Raw genomic sequence first — 25940 nt, forward strand, 5'->3', positions numbered from 1 at the left:
CAGCTGAAGTCCAGGCCAAAGATTTCCGAACTCGAGTTCACAAGGTAAACTAATAGTAGTATGAATATGTAAAATAATAACTAATAATCTTTTTGTAAAAACCTTCTGCGACACAAAAAAGTGCAGAAGGTTCTTTCTTTATCTGGTTACATTAGCGATAATAAATTTTGCATACTAATATGGAATAAAAAATGCACCAATTTTAGAAAAATAATAATAAGGATGTATTATGAAGTTTAAGAATTTATTATTAATTATAATTATAGCTACTCTGACTTTTAGTTGTGCAAAACCAAACGATCCTGCAAAAGAAAATAATGTTTTGAAGATATTCAATATTCTGGAAACTGGTGGATATGCCTACGATTTTGATGTTTCGGATGAATTGCTTTTTGCAGCAGAAGACCAACGTGGCTTTTCTATTCATAATTTGGTTTCCGGTAGTATGTATTGCCATGTGGATACACTGTTCGACGATTTTCCAAATCCGTTTGAGAATGTTCGTAAAATTGCAGGTTCTGTAGATGATGATATTCTTATTGTTTACGAAAGATATGGTAACCCAGCTGCATTGAATATATATGATATTTCTGATCCTTTCATACCTGAATGGAAAACACAAAATATTTCTCAAACTTCCGATGTACAAAAGATTTTGTTAACTGAGAATCAAAATAATGATCTGGAGATTTTTTGGACAAATGATAATTCCTTAAATATTGCCACTTATAATAACACATGGACAAATGAGGCGACTATAGATTTACCAAATACAACGGGTGGAAGTTCAGTACAAGGTTTTGATTTCAATCAAGATCTTTTTGTTGTTGCAGGTTCTCAGTTTGGGGTTCACATAATCGATAGAAATACAGATGAACTTATTTTAACTTATGATACAATTGGTGAAGCAGTAGATGTAAAGCTTGTTGACAATCTTGCCTACATTGCGCTCTGGGAAGAAGGTTATCTGCTGTTAGATATCACTGATCCTGCTGATCCAATTGAGATTCATCAGGAAAATGTGGGTGAAAATATTTATACAGTTGATGTAAAAAATAATAAAATGGTTTTGTCATCTCATACAGGTGGAGTGCTTTTGTTTGATGTTTTAGATGATACCGAACCAGTGCTTCTGGGAAATCTACGTGAAAGTGATATCGGCTACACATACAAGGCAAATTTTGAAGGCGATCATATTATAGCTTCAACCAGAACCGGAATAATAATAATCGAATATTAAGGGGATCAATGAAATATATTATTTATGTATTACTAATAGTATCTTTTTCAATTCTATCAGCAGAATGGATTGATCTGGATTCAGACAGAACAGAACTTTTTGATCATACTTCCAACGATCTATTTTTGACAAATATTAATTTCAATTTAGATGGTTATACTACAGAAAAAGTTGTCATTACCGGAGAAGAATTTACTAAAATATCCTATTTTGATGAAGGAAAAACGATGGAATTAGGAAAGCCTGAATTTCCCCAGTTCACTCGACTTTATGCAGTTCCCAATTATGGAAAGATCGAACTGGAAATAAACTCTTTTCAAAAAACAGTTCTAAACAATTTTAAGCCATACCCCAGCCAGGAAATGGCAGAAGATAAAGAGCGAGATTCATTTTTTATAGATGAGCAATTTTACCTTGGCGAGCAGACATTTCCAACCCGAATTGCCGAAATTGGCGAACCTGTTATTCTTAGAGATATCCGTTTAGTCCCTGTTACAATTAATGCCTTCCAGTACAATTCTTCTACTAATGAGATAATAATTTATAATAATGTCGATGTAACAGTTTCCTGCGATCCAACAGAAACTGGAATAAATGAAAAAAGAAATCAAAAACAGCTTTCCAGAACTTTTGAACCAATCTATTCATCAACAATTCAAAACTATGATTTGATAACTTCAAATCGAGATGATGACTATCAACAACCCTGCATTCTATTTATTTATCTAAATGACAATTCTGTTCTTTCTACTTTGGAATATCTGAGCAACTGGAAAAAAGAGATGGGTTATGAAGTTCATATCGCCAGCACAAGTGCAACAGGAACAGGTACCAGTTCAATAAAAAACTATATCCAAAATGCTTATGATAACTGGACGAATCCACCCGAATTCGTAGCAATTCTGGGTGATGCGATCGGACAATATTCGATTCCAACCTATTTCGAAAACTGGTCTGGTTATAATGGCGAGGGAGATCATCCTTACAGTCAGCTGGAAGGAAATGATATTCTGGCAGATGTAATTCTTGGAAGAATGTCTTTTGAAAGCATTAATGAACTGCAAACGATTGTTTCAAAAATCCTTGGATATGAGAAAACTCCTTTCATGGCAAATACCGGTTGGTATGATAAAGCATTGATGGTGGGAGATCCAAGTTCTTCGGGTCCTTCCTGTATTTTTACCAAACAATCTATTGTGGAAATGATGAGTTATTATGCACCAAACATTGATTGTGAAGAAGTGTATGGAGGCAGTTTCAGTAGTCAGATGACAACTTGGTTGAATACAGGTGTCTCATATTTCAATTATCGAGGCTATCTGGGAATGAGTGGCTTTGGCAATAGCGAAATCAACAATCTTTCCAATAACTTTATGTTGCCATTTGCAGTAATAATGACATGTGGAACTGGAAGTTTTGCCTTAGAAACCGCCCGTTCGGAGGTGTTTATTCGAGCTGGAACTCCCACCAATCAAAAAGGTGCAATTGCTGCGGTAGGAACTGCCACCTGGGGAACTCATACCACTTTCAATAATTGCGTGGATCTGGGAACGTATTACGGACTTTTTGCCGATAAAATCTACAATCCTGGCGGAGCCTTGCTAAAGGGAAAACTTCATCTTTACAATAGTTTTCCGAATAATCCTTCCAATAAAGTAAATATATTTTCTCACTGGAATACAATGATGGGAGATCCGAGTGTTCATTTGTGGACTGGAGTTCCTCAGAATATTACTGCTACTTACAATGACGAATTAAACGTGGGAACGAACTTTATAGAAGTTCTTGTAGAGGATGAATTTGGACTGCCGGTCGAAAATGCCTGGGTTTGTGCTCTTTCTGATGATGGCAATATTTCTGTGAATGGACTTACTTCTGAAGATGGTTACATTTATCTGGAAAATGAATTTGATAATACTTCTTTTACTTTAACGATTACAGCTCATAATTTTATTCCACATCAGGATGAAATTGATGTAGTCAATTCTACTGTTTTTGTGAACGTAGATGATTATAATATTGATGATGATAATACTGGAACATCCGGTGGAAATAATGATGGTTTGATAAATCCTGGTGAGGATATAGAACTTGGTGTGGATCTGCATAATTTTGGTTCAGGAACTGCTAATTCTGTTACCGGAACCATTTCTTCTCCGAATACCAATATCACGATAACTGATGCTCAGGAAGATTTTGGAAATATTGCTGCTGGATCTACACAAAGCAGCGCAGACGATTTTGATTTTAACGTTGCTGAAAATACTTTAGGTGGAACTGAAATTCAACTTGATCTGGTAATTGAAGATAACAGCGGCAACAGCTGGATCGATCATCTTTTCCTGCCGGTGGATGGCATAAATCTTTATGTAAGTGATTATACGATCGATGATACGAATGGAATCTGGGAACCTGGTGAAACTGTAGATTTGATCGTAACTTTATTCAATACTGGCAGCATTGCTGCAACTGGACTTCAGGGAGAAATTTTCTGTGATGATCCAGGTATCAGTTTCATTGATAGTTTGGGAACATTTGAAACTATTCAGCCGGGAAGTGAAGGCGATAATGATTTTGATAGGTTTGAGATATCTGCCAGTGATGATGCTATTAATGGATCTCAAGTTACTTTTAATCTATTTCTTACAGACTCCAATGGTTTTGAACAAACCATAAACCTGATAGTTGATTTAGGAACTGTAACTGTAAGCGATCCATTAGGACCAGATGCTTATGGTTATTTTGCTTATGATAGTGGCGATTCTTCTTACGATCTGGCTCCGGTTTACAGCTGGATCGAGATCGATCCAAATTATGGTGGTTCAGGAACGAATTTGAATTTGAATGATAACGGCGATACTGGAGATGTAACAGATGTGGCAATGCCCTTCGAGTTTAATTTTTATGGTTACAATTACGATTTAATCTCTGTTTGCAGCAATGGCTGGATTGCTCCAGGTGGTTCGGAACAAGCTTCCTTTATGAATACGAATATTCCCGCTCCTCATGGGCCAAATCCTATGATAGCTGTCTTCTGGGATGACTTGAAAAATGGTAATGGGGATGTTTTCTATTATTACGATACATCGATGCACATTTTTATCGTAGAATGGTCACGAATGCAATCCGATTGGAATAATTCAGAAGAAACTTTCCAGGTAATGATTTTTGATCCCGATTATTATCCAACTCAGTCTGGAGATGCGGAAATTATTATGCAATATCACACGATAAGTAATTCCAGCGTTGGAAGTTACAGCGGCGGGGTGCAACACGGTCAATATGCCACTGTAGGTTTGGAAGACCAGACAAGTTTTGTAGGACTTGGTTACACTTACAACAACAGTTATCCTACGGCAGCGATGACGTTGCAAAACGAAATGTCGATTAAATTCACGACTGTTGGTGGAGGAGCAATGTCACCTCCAATTTTGCAATTAAGTCAAACAAGTTTTGATTTTATTGTACAGCCTGGCAATACTTCAACTCAATCTTTGGATATTACAAATATCGGAGAAGCAAATCTTATCTACAGTTTTTCCAAAGTATATCAAAATATATTTGATAATTCACGCAATCAAGGCGGACCTGATAATTACGGTTATGTCTGGTACGACAGCAATGAACCTGGTGGACCTGAATATAATTGGCGCGATATTTCTGGGTTGGGAACAGCTGTTACATTCCCACACAATGATGAAGGAACCGATCTGATGCCGATCGGGTTTGATTTCGATTTTTACGGAACTATCTATTCTCAATTCCGTATCAATCCAAATGGCTGGATCGGATTTGGTGATGATAACACAGAATGGACGAACACATCACTTCCCGATATCGATGCACCAAGACCTGCTATTATGGGTTTCTGGGATGACCTTAATCCCCTGGAAGGCGGAGATGTTTATTATTATAGCACATCCGATAGTTTAGTTGTCTGGTTTGATGATGTAATACATTATGTTGGTAATAATAACGGCACTTACGATTTTGAAATGATAATTTATGCCAATGGTGAAATGCTTTTTCAATATCGAGAGGTTTCGGGAGATATCGATACAGCAACAATTGGACTTCAGAATGACGATGCCACTGATGCTCTCTTGATTTCTTACAATACAAATTATGTGCAAAATGAACTGGCAATCGGCATCAAGAAAGTTGACGATTGGCTGAATGCATTACCTGTGAGTGGTTTTGTGATGCAGAATGAAACAGCTACAGTAGACATCATTGCCGATGCAGAAGATTTAACAGCAGGAACTTTTTATTGTGACTTGATATTGACGACCAACGATCCAGATGCACAATCCACGTTAATTCCAGTGCAAATGCTGGTCTCTGCCGATTTTCCTCAAATCGAACTTTCACAATATAGTTTTGATTTTGGAACGGTTTATCCTGGCGAACCTGTTCAAGATACTTTAACGGTTACAAATCTGGGAAATCAAATTCTCAGTGTTTCCGATATTACGACAGATCTGGCTGAGTATTCCGTTGATATTACCAATTTTGATTTGAATTCGGGACAATCTCAGGATGTTGTAATTACATTTGAAGTTCAAGATAATTCTACCTATGACGGAATTTTAACTGTGTTCAGTAATGATCCGATCAATGGGGAAGAAACGGTCGATCTTAATGGAGATTCCATCTATCCGATTTGCGGTTTCGATCCTACTCATTTTGATTTTGGTGAAGTTGATTTGAATGAAGAGGTTACAGATACGCTCATGGTCGAAAACACCGGTTTTGAGAATTTAGTAGTTTCAGATATCACGAACCTGAATAATGTCTTCACAATATCACCGACAAATTTTGTGGTTGCCCCAGATGAAGCGGCAGAAGTTTATATCTCGTTTACGCCGGAAGCAGAAATTGAATATGCCGATACTCTGTGGTTCAGCGTGAATGATGATGCGATATTCAGTACTTTATCGATTGTAACTTTGCTTGGAGAAGGAATTATCAATGTGAACGCAGGGGATATAATTCCAACGGTAACACAAGTTGCTCAGAATTATCCCAATCCGTTCAATCCTGCTACTCGGATAAATTATTCGATCAGCCAGGCTTGCGATGTGAAAATTGTTGTTTATAATATAAAAGGTAAAAGAGTTAAAACTCTGGTTCAAGATTTCCATGAACCACAAAATTATTCTGTGGTCTGGCAGGGAAAAGACGATAATGGAAAACACGTTTCCAGCGGGGTTTATTTCTACAAATTTGAAGCAGGGAAGGTTAAGAAAATCCAAAAAATGTTATTATTAAAATAGTTTAAAAAATAGCGGGGAGTTAAGTTAGATGAAAATTAAATTGGGATTGATTTGTGTATTAATATTTGGAATCAGTTTTCTTTCAGCAGAATGGATAACTGTATCTGAAATTGGAAAAAGTGAAATTTTTACGCACCGATCTCTTGGATTGGAGCAAACGGAAATTGAATTTAACCTGGATGGATATGAAATGGAAGAGATAGAAGTGGATGGTGAAACTTACCAGAAAATTTCTTATTTCAATGAAGGGAAATTTCTGGATGTTGGTTTTCCTGATCTACCAAGATTTACCAGAATGTATGCTATTCCGGATATTGGAAATGTATCTTTTGAAATAAATAAAATGGAAGAAAAAACAGAAGACGATATTTATGCCTATCCAATACAGGAATTACGCAGCGAGAGCCAACCTCAGGATCTTTCTTTTATGAAAGATGAAAGCTTCTATAATAGTAATGATGTTTTTCCACAGAATATAATAGAAATAGGTAAACCTGTAATCTTTCGAGATATTAGAGTAGTACAAGTTACAATAAATCCTTTCCAATATAATGCTGCAAACAGGTCTCTAAATGTCATCGAAAACCTTGAACTAACTATAACGACAGATAATTCTACTCATTGCACAAATCCCATAAATAGTGATAAAAAACTTTCTCGATCTTTCGAGAATCTTTATAAATCGGTTGTTCATAATTACGAAGAAGTTACAGCTAATACCGATGATGGTTTTCAGGATCCCTGTATTTTATTTATTTATCCAAACAACGTTACAAATCTTGTTGATAATCTTACATATCTCACAGATTGGAAAACTCAGATGGGTTATGAAGTTCATGCAGTAAGCACGTCTGAAACAGGAGCAGGTTCCTCCAGTATAAAAAATTATATTCAGGATGCTTATGATAACTGGAGCAATCCTCCGGAATTTATCTGCCTGGTTGGCGATGCCAACGGTTCGATCAGTATTCCCACTTTCTTTGAAACATATTCCGGTTATGGCGGTGAAGGTGATCATCCCTACACTCAATTGGAAGGTAACGATATTTTGGCCGATGCCATGATCGGACGCTTATCTGTAAGTTCAATCACCGAATTACAAACTGTAATTGCAAAAATTTTAAATTATGAGAAAAATCCTTTTCTGCAAAATACAGATTGGTACGATAAAGCTGTGATGGTTGGTGATCCAAGTACTTCAGGCTCATCTTGTATTTATACAAAGCAATTCATCAAAGAAACGATCGATTATAATGCACCAAATATTGAAAGCGATGAATATTACAATGGAGGTTATTCCAGCGGAATGACCACCTGCCTGAATAACGGAGTTTCCTATTTTAATTATAGAGGATACATTGGAATGAGTAGCTTCGGGAATTCCAATATTAATAGTCTTAATAATGGTTTTATGCTGCCTTTTGCTGTATTGATAACCTGTGATACAGGTTCTTTTGCTTCCAGCTATGGAACTGCTCGAACCGAAACATTTCTGCGGGCAGGTTCTCCGACTTCTCCCAAAGGAGCACTTGTTGCAATTGGAACTGCAACATCAGGAACCCACACGACTTTTAATAATGCAGTAGATGCCGGTACTTATTACGGAGTTTTTGTCGATCATATCTACAATCCCGGCGGAGCCTTGCTGCGCGGTAAACTTCATCTTTTCAATAGTTTCCCTTCAAATCCTTTCAATCGAGTAAATATTTTTTCGCATTGGACTAATTTGATGGGTGATCCGTCTGTAAAACTTTGGACAGGAGTACCACAACCTTTAACTGTAAATTACGAAGATCAAATAAATGTCGGACAAAATTACCTGGAAGTAACGGTGACTGATGACAGTGCCGATCCAGTAGAAAATGCCTGGGTTTGCGCCTTAATGGGTGATGATGTTTTTGAGCGTGATTATACTGATGCTGATGGAAAGGTTTTTCTGCAAATTGATTCTTCTATTCCAGGCACAGCAGACCTTACAGTAACAGCTCATAATTATATTCCACATCTTGGTAGTTTTGATGTGATTGAAGCAACTGAATTCATTAATGTGGAAAACTGGCTTATCGATGATGATAACAACGGTACATCTGCTGGAAATGATAATGACATTATCAATCCCGGCGAAACAATAGAATTAAATGTGGGCTTAAAAAACTACGGAACTCAAAGCGTTAGTGATGTTACGGCAACACTCAGCTCCGATAATGATTTTATCACAATTACCGATGATGAAGAAACTTATGGCAGCATTGCAGCTGGAAACATGAATTTTGCTTCGGATGACTTTGATTTTGAAGTTGCAGAAAATGTGTTGGGAGGAACCGAAATCCAATTTGATGTTACAATCGAAGATGGGAGCTCCAATCAGTGGGAAGATCATATTTTTCTGGCTGTGGAAGGTGCAAATTTATATGTAAGCGCTTATCAGATAGATGATAGCAATGGAATTCTCGATCCCGGAAATACAGCGGAAGTTATTGTTACACTCTTCAATACTGGCTCAGTGGCGATTTCAGGTTTGCAGGGAATGCTTTCTTGCGATCATAATTATATTACCCTGGAAGACAGCTTGGCAAATTTTGAGACTATTCAGGCAGGTCAGGAAGGTGATAACGATGCTGATCGTTTTGAGATAACTTTAGATCTGCATGCTATTGCCGGATCACAAATTCCATTTGATATTAATTTGACTAATACCGATGGATTTGAACAAAATGTTTCTTTTCTGATCGACGTTGGCACTGTAACAACCAGCGATCCTTTAGGTCCTGATTCTTATGGATATTATGCCTATGACAGCACAGACGAAACGTACGATCAAGCGCCGATCTATGATTGGATCGAGATCGATCCCGCTTCTGGTGGCAACGGAATTTCTATTCCTCTTAACGATTTTGGAGACGAAGGTGATGTAGCTGATGTAACAATGCCGTTCAATTTCAATTTTTATGGCGTAAATTATGATATGCTCTCGGTTTGCTCAAATGGCTGGATCGCTCCCGGCGGCTCTACTCAGGGTTCTTTTATGAACAGTCAGATTCCTGCTCCGCAAGGACCTTCTCCGATGATAGCTCCTTTCTGGGATGATCTGGTGGTAAATTCTGGTGATGTTTTCTATTATCATGATACATTTAATCATGCTTTCATTATTGAATGGAGCAATGTTACAACGGATTTTGCCAATTCTCCTGAAACTTTCCAGGTGCTCATTTATGATCCTTCTGTCTATCCAACTCCTTCTGGAGATGCTGTGATTGTCTTCCAATACGAAACGGTTAATAATACCAGTACAGGAAACTACAGCGGATATCCTATGCAGCACGGGCAATATGCAACTGTTGGTTTGGAAGATCACACTGGTACTCGAGGACTGGAATATACCTATAATAATACATATCCGACTGCAGCCGCAACTTTGCAGAACGAAATGGCAATAAAGTTTACGACCGAAGGCGGCGGAGCTCAAGCACCTCCGGTTTTAGATTTAAATCAATATAATTTCGATTTCCTTTTATCGCCGGGAACTTCAGAAACTCAAGTTATGGAAATAACTAATCTTGGCGAAGCTAATCTGATCTATTCCATAGAAAAAAGTTATGTCGGATATTCCGATGAAACTGGTCGCGGGCATGGCGGACCTGATAATTATGGTTATGAATGGTTCGACAGCGATGAAGTAAATGGACCTCAATACAACTGGAGAGACATTGTAGGCATTGGAACCGAAGTAACTTTTAGCGGCAGCAATACAGGAACAGATCTCATGCCGATCGGTTTTGATTTCTATTTTTATGGAACCTATTATTCCGATTTCCGTATAAATCCGAATGGCTGGATAGGCTTTGGTGATGATACAGATGAAATGAATAATTTATCTCTTCCGCATCCCTGGGCACCAAATCCTGCCATTATGCCTTTCTGGGACAATCTTGATCCCATGCTGGGCGGAAATGTTTATTATTTCAGCTCTTCCGATAGTTTGGTGGTCTGGTTCAATGATCTGGAACATGCTGCCGGAAATTATAGTGGAACTTATGATTTCCAGGTGATCCTGTATTCCAATGGTGACATTGTGTTCCAATACAGAAATATGACGGGAGATACAAATTCTGCTACCATCGGAGTTCAGGAATTTGATGCTGATGATGCTCTGCAGATAACTTATAACGGAGATTATGTGCAAAATGAATTTGCTGTAATAATAAAGAAAATAGTGGATTGGTGCAATATTTCTCCAACTTATGGCTACATAGAACAAGGGCAGACTCACAATATAGATATCGATGTTTCAGCTGAAGAATTGATCCCCGACAACTTTACATGTCATCTCATTATCACAACAAACGATCCTGATAACACAACAGTTTCAGTGCCTGTGAATTTATATGTTTCCGATGCTTTTCCACATATCCAGGTTTCCGATGATGAAATTGATTTTGGTGAAGTACTAATTAATGATATTGCTACAGAAACAATATCAATAATGAATACGGGAACGGAAATTCTGCAGATCATCAATATTACAAGCGATAATGACGCTTTCTATGTCGATGAAACTTCTCTTGCGATTGGAGCAAGTGGTTCAGAAGAACTTGATATTCATTTCTCACCTGACCAGACAGGATTATATCTGGGAACGCTGACAATATTCAGTAACGATTTTGTTCACCCGGAACTGGAAATTGAACTTTTTGGTGAAGGTACAGAAACAGGTGTAAATGATATAATTCCTGCCATTACAAAAATTGATCAGAATTTTCCAAATCCTTTCAATCCAACTACGAATATCCAATTTTCTCTGGCAGAAAGCGGCAAAGTGTCGCTGGTGGTTTACAATCTGAAGGGAGAGAAAGTGAAATCTCTGGTTGACGAAATATTGGAACCAAAAATCTATACAGTTCTTTGGAATGGTGAAGATGAAGGTGGAAAACAGGTTTCCAGTGGAATTTATTTTTATAATTTCAAAACTGGAACAAAAAATGTAACAAAAAAAATGATATTAATAAAATAAAAGATAGATATGGAGTAAAAAAATGAAAAAAGTTTTATTGATTTTTTCAATCATTTTGACTTTCTCTGTGCTTTCAGCACAGCTTGAATGGTCAAATTCGTTACCAGTAAGACAGGGAGTAAATATTGAATGGTCTCGTGCTTCCGAGCCGATGAATGACGGCAGCGTTGTGTATGTCTGGTCCGACACCAGATACGGTGATCGTGATCTTTGGGCTCAAAGAGTAGATAGCAGTGGAAACTTGCTGTGGGGAAGTGATGGAAAACTTGTTAACGGTGAAATCAACCGTCAGGAAGACCCGGTTGTTATCGGCGTTGGCAATGGTGAAGTTATTATTGCCTGGGTAGATTTTCGCTATTCTGATGCGGGAGATATTTTTGCTCAGAAATTGGATACAAACGGAAACCTGATGTGGGACAGTGAAGCTGTAGAATTATGTTCTGCAGATGATATCCAGATTTCCTTGAATATTGTAGAAGATACAAATGGCGGCGCTTATATTATCTGGCTGGACAGCCGCAATCCCGGTGGTGTAGATATTTATGGCACACATGTTGATACGAATGGAAATATCGTTGCCGGTTGGGATGCTGATGGAAATGCTATTGCAGTCGAAGATGGTGATCAGAATTATCATACTTTCTGGGAAGACGGCACCGGCGGAGCAATCTTAGCCTGGCAGGACACCCGCATCGCCGATGATGCAAATATTTACGTTCAAAGAATCGATTCTGGTGGCAGCTTGTTGTGGAATGCCGGCGGAAATCTGCTGGTAGGAGCTACTGGAATTCAGGAAAAACCCAAAATGAGTCCGGATGGTACAGGTAGTTTCATTTTCAGCTGGAGAGACAAAAGAAGTGATAATTTTGGTGATATTTATGCTCAACGTGTAAACCTCGATGGAAATCTGCTTTGGACAAATGATGTAGAAGTTTACGTGGGAAATGGCGTTCAGAGAAATGTGAGATTGACTTCCTCATCCGATACCGGCGTAATTGCTGTTTGGGAAGACGGCAGAAACGAAGTGGGTGCTGAGTTCAAAGATATTTTTATTCAAAAAATAGATGTTGATGGAAACCTGTTGTGGAATAGCAGCGGTGAAGTTGTGGTTGAAGCTCTCAACGATCAGATCAATCCAAGATTGACCAGCGACGGCAACGGCGGAGCCTGGATCGTCTGGGAAGATGGACGTACAGAAAATCATCCTTTTGGTGACGTATTTCTGCAGCATTTCGATTCCACCGGTTCAACCCAATTAACTACTAATGGCATGGTTATCTGCGATGAAGCTGGTTATCAGTTCTCACCATTGGTAAAAATATCCAATTCTTCTGTATTTGTAGTTTGGGGAGATACCCGAACTGGTTCTACAGGAATTTATGTGCAGATTTTAGATTTTTCAGGAAATATTCAATTAGATGAAGATGGTGAACTTATCTGGTACGGTCTGGATGGTGATGCCCTGGATTTTGTTATATTGGAAAATCAGGAAAATCCCGTTGTACTTTGGGAAGATACCAGAAATGCCAGCATTGCAACACAAATTTATATGCAGGTTGTAAATTCCAATGGTACTTTCGGTTTGCAGGAAGATGGTGTAGCTATTACACAGATGACTGGCTATGATCAGGATAATTTTGATGCTTATAAAGAAACCGATGAAAGTACTATAGCATTAGTTTGGGAAGAAAACCGAGGTAACGAAAGAAAAGTTTATGCCCAGGCAGTCGATTTGAATGCTACTTCACTTTGGAATGATATGGGAATTCAGCTCAGCTCAATAGATTATGAACAATACAGCGCAAAAATTTCATTGGATAATTCAAGTTATTATGCGGGTTGGACAGATTATAACGGAGATTTTATTAGTCCTGTAATTCGAGTAATGGGACAGAAACTTGATGCTTCAGGAAACCTGCAATGGGGAACTGAAGGTGTGGAAATTGCCGATCGTCCAGGTGATGATGTGATCACAGATGTTGTTGGCAGATATTACATCTGGCAAAACGAATCGTGGCCCGATTATAACATTTATGCCAAACTTGTGAATGAAGACGGAACTACGGCTGCCGGTTGGGATGATAATGGAACACTTATCTGCGATGCAGATGAAAATCAGAAAGAAGCCAAAGGTATTATGACGCCAGACGGACTATTGATACTTTGGAAAGATGCTCGAAATGGTGACTTTGACATCTACGGACAGCTCATCACTGAAGATGGCGTAACACAATGGGAAGATAACGGGAAAGCTCTTGTTTCTGTTGTGAACGACCAGGAACTCTCTAACTTCCTGTACAATGACGGAGTTGTGATGACCTGGGAAGATTATCGAACCGGCTCCGCTTTTGATGTTTACATGCAGCAGTTCGACACAAGTGGAAATGAAGTATTTACCGCTGATGGACTTCCGATAATCGTACATGGAAATGATCAGGTAAATCCATATATTACAATGAGCAATGATGAATATATGATCTTCTGGGAAGATTATCAAACAGAATCTGAGTCAAATCTTATGGGACAATATATTCATGATGATGGTAGTTTAGAATGGCCTTCACTCGGTTTCATGATCGACGATGGCATCAAAAATCAGAATAAACCGGAAGCTGTTTCTCATGGCATGTATTCCTATGTATTCTGGGAAGATACACGTTCCAGTGGTAAAACTGATATATATAACATTTTTGCACAGAAAGTAGAATATGAACCTGTAAGTGTGAATAATAACGAAATTCCACAGGAATTCAATGTGATGCGTCAAAATTTTCCAAATCCCTTCAAAACCTCAACTGCAATTTCGTTTAATATCAATACGAATCAACTGCAGAATGCAAAAGTGGAAATTTTCAATACACGAGGACAGAAAATAAGATCGGTAGAAATAGACAACAGCTCGATAGTTTGGGATGGCAAAGATTTTGCTGGTAAAACTGTATCGAATGGTGTGTATTTCTATAAACTCAAAGCAAAAGGTTTTGATTCAAAACCAAGAAAAATGATCCTTTTAAAATAAGGAGAGATCATGAAAATTAGAGTAATTCTATTGCTGATCGTTCTGACAGGGTTATTGTCGGCGCAAGTAGCATTAGATCCTCGCTATCATACATACGATGAGGCAATGGATGAGATTTTTGCCTATCAGGATACTTTTCCCGATCTGGTGAAAGTAGAACAGATCGGCAACACATTGGGAGCTTATCCCTATCAGAATTCTCTTCCAATTTATGCCGTCAAACTTTCCAATAATGTTCAGGTGGATGAAGATGAACCGGAAATTCTCTTTCTGGGTCCCTGTCATTCGGAAGAAATTCTGGGCATTGAGATCAACATGTTCATGCTGCAGGAAATTATTCAATACAGGAATGTACAGCCTTTCAGTGTGTGGCTGGATAATCTGGAAATCTGGATTGTTCCTACCTATAATCCTGAAGGTTTGCAGGTTGTAATGGATGACTGGGACGAAACTTTTCGCAAAAATAAACGTGATAATAACGGAAATGAAGTTTTTGATTTTGTTCCGGGTTCCGGTGGTGATATCGATGGTGTAGATCCCAATAGAAATTACAGTTTCAACTGGATTCACGGGGAAGGGCTCTATCAAGGTCAGGGAGAAGAATGGAACGATTATTATCGAGGTCCATTTCCCTTCAGCGAAGGAGAATCGCAAACTATCAGAGACTTTGCAGCTCAACATCATTTTATCTATTCCATAGCCTGGCATTCATCCAGAACCGGAAATCTTTCGGAAAAAGTTTTTCATTCTTTTAAATGGGAAGATGTAAAAGCCTGTCCCGATCTGCAATTCAATAAATCGATCGGCGATAATGTGGCCGCCCTCATAGAAAATGAAGCAGGAACAGGCAGTTATGAATCTTATTCTTCTCAGGGACGTAAAGGCGGAGCTAACGACTGGTTCTACAAAACGTATGGAACGGTTCAGTTACTGATCGAATGCGGAACGCAGAACATGCAGCCGAACAATGATCCGCCGCTCTATCTGATCGATGATACTTGTGAACGCAATAGAATTGGAGCTTATTATCTGATGAATAGAGCATTAGGCTATAATGCTGATGCTTCCATGCTGACTGGAATTGTGACTGATGCAACAACTGGTGATCCACTTGTTGCCAGATATTCCATCGATGAGAAAGAAGCTGGATTTTTCGATCCACGCTTTACAGATGAACTTTATGGACGATACTGGCGCCCGATCTCGGTGGGAACATATAATCTGAGAATAAATAAAAAGGGCTATGAGGAATCAGTTACAACCATTACCGTGAACAATTCTCAGTGGACAACTCTTAATATCCAACTAACTCCATTGGATCAAATTATCGTAAATGCTGTAGTAGAAAGCAACGGAACTGCTTTGGATGGAACTATCATGGTTGGAAATGGACAATATATTGAAGAGGATATTTTAGACTTTACAGGTGGAAGTTTAAGTTTTGACAACTATGTGGGAGAACATGAGATCACAGTGATGGCGGCTGGATATGTTCCGCAGGTTTTCACCGTTGATCTTACCGCTGGAGTTTATGATTTGAATATCGAAATGAGTGAAGCTGAAACTATTTTCAATGAAGATTTTGAATCAAATCTTTCTGCCTGGAACGTTCAAGGTGATTGGGCTTTGACGGAAAACTCTACAACTGGAACTTATTCTGTTACCGACAGTCCGGACGAATTTTATCAAAATGGAACTACTGCCAGTCTTACTTTGCTATCTCCCATAAATTTAACTCAAGCTACAGATGACGTTGTAATCGAATTATGGCACAAATATCATACCGAACATGATTATGATTTCTGTCATCTTGAATATTCATTAGACGGCAGCAGTTGGATAAATATAGCTTCATTTGACGGTTTTCCCGATGAGTGGAGCCACGATATTATTCCAATTCCCGAGCTGACAGGAGAAAACGTTTATCTTCGTTTTATACTCTCTACCGATGATTCTGTTGATGATCCGGGCTGGTGGATCGATCAGATCAAGATTTTAGCATCAGACGGAGCTGGTACATCTTCTGATATTCCTCCTGCCAGATCAGAATTATTTCCCAATTTTCCCAATCCTTTCAATCCTGAAACACACATAAAATACGATCTGGCAAATTCCAGTCAGGTTGAACTTTCGATTTTTAATCTGAAAGGTCAGAAAGTAAGAGCGTTGGTCAACGAGTTTCAGGTAGCAGGGAATCAGGAATGTATCTGGAATGGCAAAGATGATAATAACCGATCAGTAGCATCGGGCGTATATTTTTATACATTGAAAACTCATGATTTTTCGAAAACACATAAAATGGTTTTATTGAAATAACTTCGGAGGTTATGTGAAAAGAACATACTTCTTACTTACGATATTAATGATCTCTACATTTATATTTTCCGATGTAGAGTTCACAAGTACAAATGACAAAGTGACGCTTTCTTACCAGAAAGAACGAGGACAGCAGCAGGAAGCCAGATTAGATAAGCTTCTGGCAATTCCTTCTGAAAACGCAGAAGTTGTGGTTACTAACTGCGAAGTAGAAGTTTATGATGCCGATGGCAAGCTTATCGAAACGAAAAGAATTAGTGGCCAGAATTTTGCCAGAATTACCGAAAGTTTTATTATGCGAGATCTTTACGGTCATCAGCTTCAGATCGATCTGGAAAAGAAAGAAGGCGATACTGTAACAAGAATTAAGAATATTGATCTGGAAGTGCAAGCTGTAAATAGAACTGAAATTCCCCAAAAGATTTCGAAAGCTTTCCTGCCGGTTTATCGGGAAATTGTCGATAATTTTGATGGTTCATATCTGCGAAATCTGGAAGTGCAGGAATCCAAGATGCTGATCGTGGCACATTCCGATCTTTTACAGACTGTGCAATTCTTTACCGCCTGGAAAAATGCTAAAGGTATCGATACGGAAGTTATCCTGAAAGAAGATGCTGGAACCACAAATGCCGAGATCAAAAACTATATCTCAGACATCTATCAAACAGAAGAATTTCCACCCGATTATCTGGTTATCATCGGTGATATAAACGGACCTTTTGCTGTTCCTTCTTTTTTTATTAACAGCGGAACCGAAGATGACGTGACTGATCATCCTTATACCCTTATGGAAGGTGATGATTATTTTCCTGAAATGATCGTTGGCAGAATGTCGGTAGATTCCAATAACGAACTGCAAACTATTGTTTCCAAAGTTTACAACTACGAAAAAACACCATACATGGGAAACACGGACTGGTTCGAAAAAGCGCTTCTGGTTGCCGGTAATTTCAGCGACAGTCCACCACCTCCGACAACACCAGTAAAAGTGACGATGTGGCTGCGCGATAAAATGTATGATTATGGTTACGATGAAATTACAGAATTATATTACTGGCCGCCAAATTACAACGTTTATCCTGGTACATCTCAGATTATTTCTGCAATAAATGATGGTGTGGGAATTGTAACTTATCGTGGCTGGGGAGATGCTAACGGTTGGCATTATCCGCGTTTTCACGTGGATGACATGAATGGAGTTTCAAACGGATATTATCTTCCGGTGGTTACTTCTATTGTTTGTAACACTGGCGATTTTGCAAATGCTAACGCCGATCCCTGTTTTGGCGAAAACTGGCTGACGATGGGAAGTCCATCCAGTCCGGCTGGTGGCGTGGTTTTTGTTGGTCCTTCCGATCTGCATACTCGCACCAAATATAACAATGCGATTTTTGCCGGATTCTATCAGGGGCTTCTGGATGAAGAAATTCACTCATTCGGTTCAGCAGTTCTGCGAGGTAAATATGAACTCTGGGCAAATTACCCATTCAATCGTGAATCGGGAGATTATGTAGAATTTTATTATAACGTATATAACATTTTAGGCGATCCTTCCATTGATGTGTGGACGAAAGTTCCTCAACAGATAAACATTTCACTACCAGATGAAATCAGCCTTGGAACAAATTATCTTGAAGTCAATGCTGCAGATTTGGAAGGTGCAGTCATTACAGCGATAAAAGACGACGAAGTTTTTGCAGTAGAAAATATCGTAGCTGGTTCGGCACTTCTTTATTTTAATATGCAAACTACTGGAAATCTGACTGTTACGGTAACCAAACCTAACTATCATCCTTTGATCCAGGAGATTGAAGTTGTAAACCAGAATATCGATATCGGATTTGAAGAATTTACAACTTCCGGTCCTGCAGTTGCCGGACAAAATATCGATCTGAACATTAGTCTTCATAATTTTGGCTCGCAAGCTGCAAGCGGTGTTACAGCAACTTTGAGTACTTTGAACTCGAATGTTAACATTATTTCTGATACAGCTGATTATGGTGACATAACGTCAGGAAGTAGCGTGATCGGTGATTTCGAGATCGCTATTCTTCCAAATTGTCCCGATAACACAGTTATCGAATTTGATCTGGCAATTTCTACCGGATCAACAGCTAAATTCGAATTAGTTGTCAGCAGCCTGTCTCTGGAAGCCGGCGAAGTAATAGTAATGGATGATAACGGAATATTGGAACCAAATGAAACCAGTGATTTAAGTGTGGAAATTACAAATGCTGGCAGCTTCGATGTAAATTCTTTGAACCTGGAACTTGTTTCTCTTGTTTCAGATGCGGTTATAACATCAGCCAATGCGACAATAAATTCTTTAACGATGAATTCATCGGAAGAAGTAACCTTTACCGTGGAACTGAGCGAAACTTGTTATGTAGGAAAAAATCTTCCTTTCCGTATCGATGTTATTGATGCTGATGATCAGGAAACTTCTGTTTTCTTCAATCTGGAAGCTGGAATCGTCATCAACACAGCTCCTACCGGTCCCGATGAATACGGTTATTATGCTTATGACAGTCGAGATCTTATCTATACTGAAGCACCGGAATATGAATGGATAGAGATCGATCCTTTGGAAGGCGGTGCTGGTGAAGTGGAAGAATTGGGCGATGACCGATCCTTCACCATTCCAATGCCTTTTGATTTTCCATATTATGGCGAAGTAACAGACAGCATAACGGTTTGTACAAACGGCTGGATTTCGATGCAGCCAACCTGGGAAACATATTTCCGCAACTGGAATATTCCTTCTGCTTTGGGCCCTTACGGTGGAATTTATCCATTCTGGGATGACCTGATCGGAGAAGAAGTTGAACCGGAATTACATGCAGATATGAGGATCTGCTATTACAACGATGCAGCAAATAATAGATTTATAGTAGAATGGAATAAATGTGTAAATCGATATGACAATGTAACACCGGAAAAATTCCAGATCGTGCTTTATGATCCCCAATATTATCCAACTTCTACAGGTGATGGTGAAATCCAGTTTAATTATCAGATGGTGGGAAATGTAGATTTCACTAATAATTTTGCTACGATCGGAATTGAAAATTTTGAACAGGATGGTGGTTTGCTGCTTTCTTATGCAAATCAATATCCAAATAGTATTACAGTTCCGGAAGCGCAATATTCTATAAAAATAACAACAGATTCTCCAGATTATATTCCGCTTGCAGTTCCCAATGCAGATTTCTCTACAGAGAACCCCGGTGGCATTTATCCTCTGGAAGTACAATTCATAAATGAAACCGATCTGATGTTCCCGGCAAATACATATCTCTGGGAATTCGGTGATGGTGAAAGTTCAACGGAGATCAATCCAACTCATATTTATGAAGAGATCGGAAGTTATGATGTAAGCCTGACGGTAACCAACAGCGAAGGTTCTAACACAGAATTGAAAGAAGGATTTATCACAGTGGCAGCTCCTGAAGCTCCGGTTGTGTCATTTACTGCCGACTCCTTTGGCGGAATCGTGCCGGTTACTGTGAACTTCGATAATACAACGACACCGGAAGGTGCTGTGAATGAATATCTGTGGTATTTTGGTGATGGAGAAACATCAACTGATATCGAGCCAGTTCACACCTACGAAACAGCAGGATTTTACAGCGTATCTCTGGTTGCAACAAACGATGTGGGAACAGATTCAGTCTTTGTGGAAAATTTCATTACCGTGATGGATGAAACAGTTTCAATCTGGCCCGGAGATACAGATAATAATGGAATCGTGGAAATGAGCGATATCCTGCCGATCGGAATTTACTGGCGTGAACACGGTGATGAAAGACAGAACATCAATTTCAGCTGGGCTGCTCAGGCTTATCCTGAAGACTGGGATATTGAATTAGCTCCTTTTGCTGATTGCAACGGTGATGGAGAAGTGGATATTGCTGATGTTCTGGGAATTTGCCTGAATTGGGAAATGACTCATGATGGAGCTATGATGAATCCTCCTGATCCGGGAAATCTGGAATTATATCGAGATAATTTTACACAGATTTATTCTGGATTAGGAAATTCAGGACGGGAACTGGAACTTAAAAACTTCCTGGCGCAACAATTTGATTTCCCGATCGTACAACCGGAAATTTCTAATCTGCTGAAACAGAATTATCCTAATCCTTTCAATCCGACCACAAATATTGCTTACGATATTCAAGAATCAGGTAAGGTGAAAATTTCTATTTTCAACATTAAAGGACAACTTGTGAGAACTTTGGTTAACGATACAAAACCTGCCGGCACACATTCAGTTGATTGGCATGGTAAAGACAATGCGGGAAGAAATGTTTCCAGTGGATTGTATTTCTATCGCCTGAGCAAAGAAAATAAAATAATTGATACGAAAAAAATGTTATTACTGAAATAGCATTCAAATAATTGGGAGTAATAATGAAAAGGTTTTTTCTGATAGTGCTTTTAGTGTTGGGAATGTTCATCATTTCCTGCGACCTTTTTGAAAATGAAGATAACGAAAATGAAGAGCTCAGCATCGAGATTTCTCCGGAAGAATCCACGATTGCAGTAGGTGAAGAACTGATTTTGGAAGTGGAACTGGAAGACGCAGATGATCTTTTTGCCATGTCGGTGGAGATCGTTTTCGATGCTGCGGTACTGACATTGCCAGATAATCCGCTGATCATCGGCGAAGATTGGGGAAACGATTACATCAGCACTTACGTGAGTGAAATAGATAGAATTAATGTAGCTATCGGGCTGATAAATAATGGTGATGAGGATGAGCTAGAAGGCGAAGTTGAGCTTTTCCAATTCAAACTTGTCGGTGTTGCCGAAGGCCAGACGATGGTGAATATTCACAACTTGAATTTGTATGATGAAGATGGTGATCTTGTGGAAGATTTTGATGAGATCGAGATCGAAAATGCTGTGGTGATAGTTGAGTAGATTGGAATAGAAATTTATGCTTGGATTAATTATTGGATTGCTATTGCTGATAGCATTTGGATCTTTTGAATATTATCGAAATAAATATTACCGTAAAATGATCCCGACGATTATTCATGTGAACGGAACTCGCGGAAAATCCAGTGTAACGCGTCTGATAGCAGCTGGACTTAGAGCGGGCGAAAAACATGTGATGGCAAAAACCACAGGATCAGCTCCGGTTTTTATTTTTGAAAATGGTTCTGAAACGCCGATCACTCGGCATTTCGGGGCGAATATTGCCGAACAACCCAAGATCATTCGTTTTGCTGCTCGTAGAAAAGCTGAGATCCTGGTGATGGAATGCATGGCTGTAACACCCGAATATCAATGGGTTACAGAACACAAGATCATCAATAGCGACATCTGCGTGATCACCAATTCCCGACCGGATCATCTGGATGTGATGGGACCGGGAATCAGGAATGTAACTTTATCACTTTGCAACACATTACCGCCAAACGGAAAAGGTTACACAGCTGAACGTAAAATGTTTCCACTTATGAAAAAACAGGCGGATAAAACCAAAACAACATTGCTTCAAACAGACGATTCAACTGTTTCTGATGATGAGATGCGCGATTTCAATCATGTGGAACATAAAGAAAATGTGGCTTTAGCACTCAAGGTTTGTGAAGATCTGGGTGTGGAGCGGAAAAAAGCACTAAAAAAAATGTATGAAGCCATTCCCGATGTGGGAGCAACTGAAGTTTTCCACAGAAAAGTGGACGGAAAAACAGTATATTTTTCTCACTCGTTTGCTGCGAACGATCCTGAATCTACGGAAGTGCTGGTAAAACACATTATCGAACTTTATTCCAACATCAAATCTGTGGGAATCGTTCTCAGTACGCGGCAGGATAGAATGTTCCGTTCCAAACAGCTGATCGAAATGCTGGATAAAATAGATTATTCCAAGCTGTTTTTGATCGGACAGCAAACTGCCAGCGTTTTTGCTTATGGACAGAAAAATAATATTCCTGCTAAAAAGATGGAAGATTGCGGCTGGGTGAGTGGTGATGATCTGATGAAACACGTAAAGAAGCTTCCCGATAAAGAAATACTCTTGATAGGGATCGGAAATATCCATGGAAATGGTGGTATAATTGTAGATTATTTCAAAGAAAGGAAAAAATAGATATGTTCGAAATTGCGATTGGATTAGGCGTATTAATGAGTTTGTTCTTCCTGGAAACTTTTGGCGCTGCAGCAGGAGGAATCGTGGTGGCTGGTTATGTGGCGATGTATCTGCATCAACCCATCACTATTCTGGCTACACTTTCCATAAGTGTGCTCGTTTATCTTATTGTAAAAATTCTTGGTAAGTTCATGTTCATATACGGCCGACGTAGAATGGTGGTGACAGTTCTTCTGGGATTTATTATTGGTTGGGCTGCTCGATATTATGGTGTTTTTGCCAATATCTCGGCAAATTATTCGGTGAATGTGATCGGTTTTATTATTCCCGGTCTTATTGCAAATGCTATGGAAAAGCAGGGAATTCTGCGCACGATTTCCATTATGACCCTGGCAGCTGTGATTGTTAGATTATTATTGGTTCTTATCTTCGGCGGACAGCTGATAGAATAGAGATTAGAGGAGAATTATGTTTGTTCCCAGTGCAAAATCGAGTTTGAGTTTATTAGTTCTGCTGATAGTTTCGATATTATTATTTATTTGGGTAGAAAATTCCCGCGTTTACGTTAGCGAAAAATATTTTGAAGAAAAAATGGCTGCTGCCAATTTGATGCAGAAAGCCATGAACACGATCAAAGAACATCGCCTCAGCCAGGATGTGTTCATCGATGAAGTGAACGATCCCAACCTGACCGGATTGATCGGAGAGAAACAATCGCTGATCGTTACGGATAGAGGAAATCTGACAGCGAAATTGACCAGTTTGAATCCCAATCTGGCGGCTGCTCTGGTCGATATTTTTAAGAAGGCAAAACTGCAGAAAGGTGATAAAGTAGCCATGAGTTGTACAGGTTCGTTTCCTGCCATGAATATTGCTGTGATGAGTGCTGCCAAAATAATGGAACTGGATCTGGTCATCATATCTTCGGTTGGAGCTTCCATGTTTGGCGCTACCGATCCCGATTTTACCTGGCTCGATATGGAATCACTTCTGAACGATAAAAATATTTTTGAATATAGAAGTTATGCAGCTTCTCTGGGCGGCGGACGCGATCTGGGGCGTGGTTTGAATGTGCTGGGTCGCGAAAAGATCATCGAAGCAATTGAAAGAAACAATATAACTCTGGTGCATGAAGAAACATTGGAACAGAATATCAGCAAAAAAATGGAATTTTTTGAAGATGCTGCTCAGGGAAAACCTTATGATCTTTATATCAACGTGGGTGGCGGACTTTCCAGTTTGGGAAATTCAATCAATGGAAGACTGCTAAAACCAGGATTTCACAAATATGTAAACCTGAAAAATATTCCATTGAAAGGCACTATGTTTTTGATGGCAGATAAAAAGATTCCCGTTTTGCATTTATTAGATATTTCCCGTTTTGCTCGTACTTATGATCTTCCCGACGCACCCGATCCTTTGCCGGAACCTGGAACCGGAAATATGTTCAAAGACGAGATTTATAATGTAACGATCGCCTCGATTGCGCTGGCAATTCTGGTTATTTTAGTACTTTTGGTTATTTTCTTTGATCATAAACAACTTAAATTACGACATGATGAGATTGAGATTTAAAATGAAACGTTTTTCTTTCAAAAATCAAATAAGATCAATAAATTTTAGTAAACTCCCGGCGTCCCCCTTAAAATGGGGAAAATAAGGAAAGAGGATATATTGTTTACATGAAGAAAATATTATTATTCAGTTTTTTAGTGATTTGTATCGCCCTGCAGGCAGCAAACCTGGAATTCGATAAGGAATACACGGAGCTGGCTCTTTACAATAAAAACAATCATAAAATATACACTTATTTTGTGGTGGAACCCGGCAAATCTATCGGCCTTAAAGCCAGTGGTGTGGAGTCGATGGATATAATTTCCCGCGTGATGCTTCCTGATAAAAAAGTAGAATACGACTATAATCTGGAAATTGGAGACAGCCGGGAACGCATTCGTAAAAATGCCAAAAGCAGCTCTGTAACCAAAGGCATCAGTGGAGAGCAGGTGTCCACTTACAACAAAGTTTCTCTTTCTCTCAAAAACCTGACGAAACAGATCAAGATCACTAATATTTCCAAATATAAACTACTTTTCAAGTTCAATGCCGATATTGCCAATCAATCCAATCATGAAATTGAATATGTACATTTTTCTCCCCAGATTTACGGCGATGAAGAAGTGCTGCTGGTTGGTAAAAATGAATACACTTACTACACTTTAGACGAAGAAGGAATTCAACTCAGTTTGGAAGGTCCTGTGGTGCTGAAAGTGATCAGTCGTTACATCTTCGACAGCAATTTCATCAATTCCAATAACTATCGTTTTAGCGTTTTCGATAACGGCGATATGATTTCCAAATATACCGAAGAAGCTCATAAATCAGCAAAATCGCTGCTGAAAAATGATAAGACAAAAATTCCTTCTACCGGCGATGTTAATATTCTCAAATTTGGTGCAGGAATGCATGATATTGTTATCAAGAACGGTTCTGTGAATCGTGATATGATCTTTCGACTTTATATCAGCAAATCATCCATAGAAGTAGATGAAGAATAAAATTATGAAAAACTTTCTGATATTGATTTGTCTTGTTGCTGCATTTTTTGTTGCAGCAATCGATATTTATGTAGATACAGATTTGGAAACAACTTACACTAACAATGTGCTGAAACTTTCCGATCATGATTTGAACAGATTTGAAAGTGGGGAAGAGCTCGATAAATTTGAACTGGAAACCACCGACGATCTTATCTTTTCTGCTCTTATTAAGGTTGGATTTAAAAACTATTTTATCGACGGACACACTCAGCGCAACGAACTTTATTTCAAATATAATAGTCACCTGAAAAACAGCTTTCTGGATGATGGTTATCTGGGTTATAAATTTACCCAATATCTGAATCGGAAAATCAACTTTGAACTCAGCTATTTTTACTATCCCGAAATTTATGTGAACCGCTACAGCAGCGAACTTGA

At 38.8% G+C, this 25940-nt stretch carries 12 protein-coding genes; all 12 read left to right on the plus strand.

The window, feature by feature from the left end; all coding sequences use genetic code 11:
* Window positions 1-229: 229 nt before the first annotated feature.
* Entirely contained in the window at window positions 230-1240 is a 1011-nt protein-coding gene (locus K9N40_04210) for a hypothetical protein (protein MCF7813664.1), read from the plus strand.
* An 8-nt stretch (window positions 1241-1248) separates the two neighbouring features.
* Window positions 1249-6516, plus strand: coding sequence for a choice-of-anchor D domain-containing protein (locus tag K9N40_04215; protein MCF7813665.1), 5268 nt, complete (start codon window positions 1249-1251; stop codon window positions 6514-6516).
* Window positions 6517-6544: 28 nt separating this feature from the next.
* The gene (locus tag K9N40_04220) at window positions 6545-11527 is read left to right on the plus strand and encodes a choice-of-anchor D domain-containing protein (GenBank protein ID MCF7813666.1); all 4983 of its coding nucleotides are present in this window, start codon (window positions 6545-6547) and stop codon (window positions 11525-11527) included.
* A gap of 22 nt (window positions 11528-11549) precedes the next feature.
* On the plus strand, window positions 11550-14546 hold the full coding sequence (locus tag K9N40_04225) for a T9SS type A sorting domain-containing protein (GenBank protein MCF7813667.1): 2997 nt from the start codon (window positions 11550-11552) through the stop codon (window positions 14544-14546).
* 9 nt (window positions 14547-14555) lie between these two features.
* Window positions 14556-16862 (plus strand): T9SS type A sorting domain-containing protein, encoded by a 2307-nt coding sequence (locus K9N40_04230; protein ID MCF7813668.1) that lies wholly within the window; start codon window positions 14556-14558, stop codon window positions 16860-16862.
* Window positions 16863-16875: 13 nt separating this feature from the next.
* Complete coding sequence (locus K9N40_04235) at window positions 16876-21252, plus strand: PKD domain-containing protein (GenBank protein ID MCF7813669.1); 4377 nt, start codon at window positions 16876-16878, stop codon at window positions 21250-21252.
* Between the two features lie 23 nt (window positions 21253-21275).
* The gene (locus tag K9N40_04240; GenBank protein ID MCF7813670.1) at window positions 21276-21788 is read left to right on the plus strand and encodes a hypothetical protein; all 513 of its coding nucleotides are present in this window, start codon (window positions 21276-21278) and stop codon (window positions 21786-21788) included.
* A gap of 16 nt (window positions 21789-21804) precedes the next feature.
* On the plus strand, window positions 21805-22965 hold the full coding sequence (pgsB, locus tag K9N40_04245; protein MCF7813671.1) for a poly-gamma-glutamate synthase PgsB: 1161 nt from the start codon (window positions 21805-21807) through the stop codon (window positions 22963-22965).
* A 2-nt stretch (window positions 22966-22967) separates the two neighbouring features.
* Entirely contained in the window at window positions 22968-23417 is a 450-nt protein-coding gene (gene pgsC / locus K9N40_04250) for a poly-gamma-glutamate biosynthesis protein PgsC (GenBank protein ID MCF7813672.1), read from the plus strand.
* Window positions 23418-23433: 16 nt separating this feature from the next.
* Entirely contained in the window at window positions 23434-24540 is a 1107-nt protein-coding gene (gene pgsW, locus K9N40_04255; protein ID MCF7813673.1) for a poly-gamma-glutamate system protein, read from the plus strand.
* A 107-nt stretch (window positions 24541-24647) separates the two neighbouring features.
* Window positions 24648-25520: a hypothetical protein gene (locus K9N40_04260; GenBank protein MCF7813674.1), complete on the plus strand. Its 873-nt coding sequence runs from the start codon at window positions 24648-24650 to the stop codon at window positions 25518-25520.
* Window positions 25510-25940 (plus strand): hypothetical protein (locus K9N40_04265; GenBank protein ID MCF7813675.1); only part of this gene is annotated, 431 nt, incomplete at its 3' end. The genes K9N40_04260 and K9N40_04265, both read left to right, overlap by 11 nt.

Source organism: Candidatus Cloacimonadota bacterium (assembly GCA_021734245.1).
GTDB lineage: Bacteria > Cloacimonadota > Cloacimonadia > Cloacimonadales > TCS61 > B137-G9.

Excerpts from the sequence above, each read along its gene's own strand:
- K9N40_04260 (MCF7813674.1), top strand. The coding sequence starts at position 24,648 with ATGAAGAAAATATTATTATTCAGTTTTTTAGTGATTTGTATCGCCCTG.
- K9N40_04215 (MCF7813665.1), top strand. The coding sequence starts at position 1,249 with ATGAAATATATTATTTATGTATTACTAATAGTATCTTTTTCAATTCTA.
- K9N40_04220 (MCF7813666.1), top strand. The coding sequence starts at position 6,545 with ATGAAAATTAAATTGGGATTGATTTGTGTATTAATATTTGGAATCAGT.
- K9N40_04240 (MCF7813670.1), top strand. The coding sequence starts at position 21,276 with ATGAAAAGGTTTTTTCTGATAGTGCTTTTAGTGTTGGGAATGTTCATC.
- pgsB (MCF7813671.1), top strand. The coding sequence starts at position 21,805 with ATGCTTGGATTAATTATTGGATTGCTATTGCTGATAGCATTTGGATCT.
- K9N40_04225 (MCF7813667.1), top strand. The coding sequence starts at position 11,550 with ATGAAAAAAGTTTTATTGATTTTTTCAATCATTTTGACTTTCTCTGTG.
- pgsC (MCF7813672.1), top strand. The coding sequence starts at position 22,968 with ATGTTCGAAATTGCGATTGGATTAGGCGTATTAATGAGTTTGTTCTTC.
- K9N40_04230 (MCF7813668.1), top strand. The coding sequence starts at position 14,556 with ATGAAAATTAGAGTAATTCTATTGCTGATCGTTCTGACAGGGTTATTG.
- K9N40_04210 (MCF7813664.1), top strand. The coding sequence starts at position 230 with ATGAAGTTTAAGAATTTATTATTAATTATAATTATAGCTACTCTGACT.
- pgsW (MCF7813673.1), top strand. The coding sequence starts at position 23,434 with ATGTTTGTTCCCAGTGCAAAATCGAGTTTGAGTTTATTAGTTCTGCTG.